Origin of the sequence: Anoxybacillus sp. J5B_2022, from assembly GCF_026847645.1 — a bacterium.
Classification (GTDB): Bacteria; Bacillota; Bacilli; order Bacillales; family Anoxybacillaceae; genus Anoxybacteroides.
Map to the genome: position 1 here is coordinate 1 of NZ_JAPSMC010000103.1, position 4,474 is coordinate 4,474.

The 4,474-nt window shown below is 43.8% G+C and carries 5 protein-coding genes; 3 read left to right on the forward strand and 2 right to left on the reverse strand.

Annotated features, from left to right (window positions below; translation table 11 throughout):
• On the forward strand, positions 1 to 302 hold a 302-nt coding region (locus M4I42_RS16275), incomplete at its 5' end, for a hypothetical protein (protein ID WP_268853105.1).
• A gap of 453 nt (positions 303 to 755) precedes the next feature.
• Here the strand turns inward: M4I42_RS16275 and M4I42_RS16280 are convergent.
• On the reverse strand, positions 756 to 1,367 hold the full coding sequence (locus M4I42_RS16280) for a cyclase family protein (RefSeq protein WP_268853106.1): 612 nt from the start codon (positions 1,365 to 1,367) through the stop codon (positions 756 to 758).
• 13 nt (positions 1,368 to 1,380) lie between these two features.
• Entirely contained in the window at positions 1,381 to 2,868 is a 1,488-nt protein-coding gene (gene zwf / locus M4I42_RS16285; protein WP_268853107.1) for a glucose-6-phosphate dehydrogenase, read from the reverse strand.
• 153 nt (positions 2,869 to 3,021) lie between these two features.
• Here zwf and rnz point away from each other — a divergent pair, with 153 nt between their 5' ends.
• A complete protein-coding gene (gene rnz, locus M4I42_RS16290; protein WP_268853109.1) occupies positions 3,022 to 3,954 on the forward strand; it encodes a ribonuclease Z in 933 nt (310 codons plus the stop codon).
• A gap of 212 nt (positions 3,955 to 4,166) precedes the next feature.
• A partial coding sequence (locus M4I42_RS16295) for a hypothetical protein (protein ID WP_268853108.1) occupies positions 4,167 to 4,474 on the forward strand: 308 nt, incomplete at its 3' end.

The following is a 4,474-nucleotide window of genomic DNA, read 5'->3' on the forward strand; positions in this document are numbered from 1 at the left end:
ATGGTACTAATTTATTTGAATTTTGGACGGAAAATCTGTGGTATTATGATGGAGTAAAAATTCTCTCAATTAGCCCAAAGGAAGGGTATAAAATCTATTCTTCGGGCTGGAGTTATACTGGTAAAACAGTAGAGGCTTGGTATGAATATAATAACTTTGATTATATTAGAAATGTGGAAGGTAATTTTGAGTTGAATATTGGTATAAGGTGGCAGAAAGCTACTGTATTCCACGATACAAAAGTTAGGGCGGTAGGTACTTGGTCGGCTATCAGTGATATACAATGGAGCTGGACTAACTAGATTAAAAAATTCAATCCACCTATATAGATTTGGAGCGAAAAACCGACATAAGCAAGGCTGCTTAAATTGACTAAAAGAATAATCAAAGCAGCCTGCATATATTGTGCTTTAGAAAATCTGAACGAAAAAAGGGTGAATGTAATTTGTTAGAGACTATTTTGGGTGTATTACCACTAATCGGTGTATTCGTTTTCGTGATTTATTATTTCCCATTTGTAGCAAAAGATTTAAAAAGAATTACACAACAAAATGAGGAAATAATTAAGCTCCTAAATGAAATAAAAAACAACATGCGCCATTAAATTAGCATGGCGCCCACACATACGAGCTCATCGACAAAGAAGGCGTTTTCCATACGGAAAGGTTGAAATAAACGAACACCCCCTAGGGCAAGTGGCTCTAGGGGGATTTTAAGAAAATTTATAAAATCCCCCTCACCACGAGGGGGATTGTTTATTGTTCAAACAATAATACACGCGCTGGGGCGGCGTCGGTGCCGACGAGTTTAAGTGGAGCGGCGACCATCCAATATTCTCCTGCTGGTACGTCTTTTAGGCGAAGCCCTTCGATGACGATAATGCCATGACCGAACAGCGTTTTATGCGTTGGGTGTCCTGCTTGGTTGCGTTCGACGCCGAGAGCGTCAATGCCGACGCCGCGAATGCGTTTTTCTGCTAAGTACGCTGCAGCATCTTCAGCAACGTAAATAAATGCAAAGTTAAATGCGTCGTCGAATGAGTTTTTTGTTTTGAATAAGATGAAATCGTTCTCTTGAATATCAAAATGAATTAAGTCGTCTTTTGTAATTTTATCGTTCACGTTTGTGACGTCTACGACTTTGCAGTAACCGACAAGTTTTTCAAGCGAAATCGTTTCAAATGTTTCCCCGTTTTTCACCATATGAAGTGGCGCGTCAATATGCGTACCGGTATGCACATCCATATCGATGCGCGATTCGGTGACGTAATCGTTCGTGACGGTCATTAGCTTCGGTTGTTTTTCCGGCTTATTTTTATACACAGGCATCCCTTCAAAAATGGGAGCGGTCACATCGTACATTTTCATGTTTGTTTCCTCCTTACATCGTTCCATTTAGCGGCCACCAATGGAAGCCGTCTTTTTGCAGCAGTTCATCCGCCGCTTTCGGTCCCATCGAGCCGGCTTCATAATTCGGGAAGTCGGCGGCTTTCGTATTCGCCCATACTTCGGAAATCGGGTCGATGAAGCTCCATGAGGCGGCTACTTCATCCCAATGGGTGAAGTTTGTCGCATCGCCGCGCATGCAGTCATACAGCAATTTCTCATACGCTTCCGGCGTGTTAATGCCGTCAATGCAATTGTTGCAGTAGTCGAGTTTAATCGGTGTCGTTTTCATGCTCTCGCCGCTTTTTTTCGCATTTAAATGAAGCGTAATGCCTTCATCGGGCTGAATGTGAATAACAAGCAAATTCGGATGAACGTTTTCGCTTGTCCGATAATATAAATTCATTGGCACATCTTTAAATTGCACGACAATTTTCGTCGATTTTTCGGTCATCCGTTTGCCAGTGCGAATGTAAAACGGCACGCCAGCCCAACGGAAGTTGTCGATCATTAATTTTCCAGCGACAAACGTTTCAGTATTTGAGTTTGGATCGACGTTATTTTCTTCCCGATAGCCGACCACTTCTTGGCCGCGAATAAAGCCGCGTCCATATTGCCCCCGCACAAAATATTGATCGACTTCATCGTGCGTAATCGGGCGAAGCGCGCGCAACACTTTCACTTTTTCACTGCGAATGTCATCCGTCGTCAATTTAATCGGTGGTTCCATTGCCAAAAGCGCGACCATTTGCAACATATGGTTTTGCACCATATCGCGAAGCGCGCCAGAATGGTCATAATAGCGGCCGCGATCTTCTACACCGAGCGTTTCGCTTGATGTAATTTGAATATTGGCAATAAAGCGGTTATTCCAGAGCGGTTCGAAAATGGCGTTCGCAAAACGAATGACCTCGATGTTTTGCACCATTTCTTTTCCGAGATAATGGTCGATACGGAAAATTTCTTTTTCGGAAAACGCTTGACGAATTTCTTTGTTCAGCTGTTGAGCGCTTTTTAAATCGTGACCGAATGGCTTTTCAATGACGAGCCGTTTCCAGCCGTCTGTGGCGGTTAGACCTTCTGATTTTAAATGAGACGTAATCGTGCCGAAAAACTCCGGCGCCATCGCTAAATAAAAAATACGGTTGCCCGGGATGTCATACGTTGCATCTAAACGCTCGAGCAATGATTTAAGCTCCTGATAAGAAGCCGTGCTTGTCACATCGAGCGAATGGTAATAAAAATGGGAAACAAACGATTCATCAGAAAGTTCTTGTTTTGTTGAATCTTCGATCGATTGACTTACATAACGGCGAAACTCATCATTAGAAAGAGGACGCCGTGCCACCCCCACGACGGCAAATTCTTCGGATAGTTTTCCTTTTTGATATAGTCTGTAAATGGAAGGAAATAGTTTGCGTTTGGCCAAGTCCCCCGTTGCGCCAAAAATAACGATCAGTGACTTTGGATTCACGTTGTTCACGATATGTACCTCGCTTTAGCTAAAATTGTCTCTTCAAATATCTAATTGTAGATATTTTCGGTTATGAACGCAAACATTTTAACACAGAAGATTGAATTGGATCGAAAACATTGGTACGCTAAACAACAGAAAAGTCGAGAAGAGGTGGACGAGTTGGAACTGTTGTTTTTAGGGACGGGGTCGGGTGTTCCTTCGAAAGGACGGAACGTGTCAGCAATCGCGCTACAGCTGTTAGAAGAGCGCGGAGTGACGTGGCTGTTTGATTGCGGGGAGGCAACACAGCATCAAATTTTACATACGTCTGTCAGACCGGGGCGGATCGAAAAAATTTTTATTACCCATTTGCACGGTGATCATATTTTTGGACTGCCTGGACTGCTTGGCAGCCGTTCGTTTCAAGGGGGCGATACGCCACTTACAGTGTACGGACCAGCGGGCATTCGTGCATTTATTGAAACGGCGCTTTCTGTTAGTGGAACACATGTAAAATATGACTTACACATCGTTGAAATAGACGAAGGAACGGTATACGAAGATGAACAATTTCTCGTCACTGCCAAACGGTTAGAGCACGGGATACCTTCGTATGGATTTCGCATCGTCGAAAAAGATTTGCCGGGTACGCTGCTAGTGGACAAATTACGTGCACTTGGTATTCGACCGGGGCCGATTTACCAGCAAATTAAGCTTGGGCATACGGTCATATTAGACGATGGTACGGTCATCGATGGCCGTGAGTTTGTCGGTCCGCCGAAAAAGGGAAGAAAGCTAGCGATTATGGGCGATACGCGCTATTGCGACGCGAGCGTGGAACTTGCCGAAGGAGTGGATGTGCTTGTGCATGAAGCGACGTTTAGTGCAAACGAAGCCCATTTAGCGCACGATTACTACCATTCCACAACGGTGCAGGCGGCGGAAGTGGCGAAGCGGGCTGGGGCGAAGCAACTCATTCTGACTCATATTAGCTCACGCTATCAAGGGGAGATGTGCAACCAACTAGTTGAAGAGGCAAAGACGATTTTTCCGAACGTGGCGATTGCGTCTGATTTTGCCTCGTTTCCGATTCCGAAAAGAAGCGCGGAGTAAAAAAAGAGCTGGCCGATGATGCAGGCCAGCTTCTCACGAAGATTCATACTGGATCGTACAGTACGCCCGACATACGATTCTCGCCTCTTGTTCATGATTTTGAAATGTCGATTGAAAAAGAAAAATGTCGAATAAAAAATATCGAAAAAAATGTTTGATTATTATAATGAATGCGAGAGAAACGAGCAAATATGTAAAGAGAGGGGAGAGTCATGCCGATTTCAAAATCAGCCAGTGCCGTGATGACACGCAGTAGTTATTCAAGGACAGTGAATACTCATGTGACAAGTACGGCGACAAAAACAGAAAAAGTCAACCATCCACAAAACAGTCCCACCAAATCGAGCAAAACATCCATTCCAAAAGACACCGTACATATTAGTCAAGAGGCACGGAAGGCATATGAATCGTCCGCACCGATCGTAGCGATCAATCCAGTAAGAAACACGATTGAAAATACGGTTTATAACCCTATTGATTTTATTAAAAGGGAAGCTTCCCGAAATTTAGGAAATCAAAC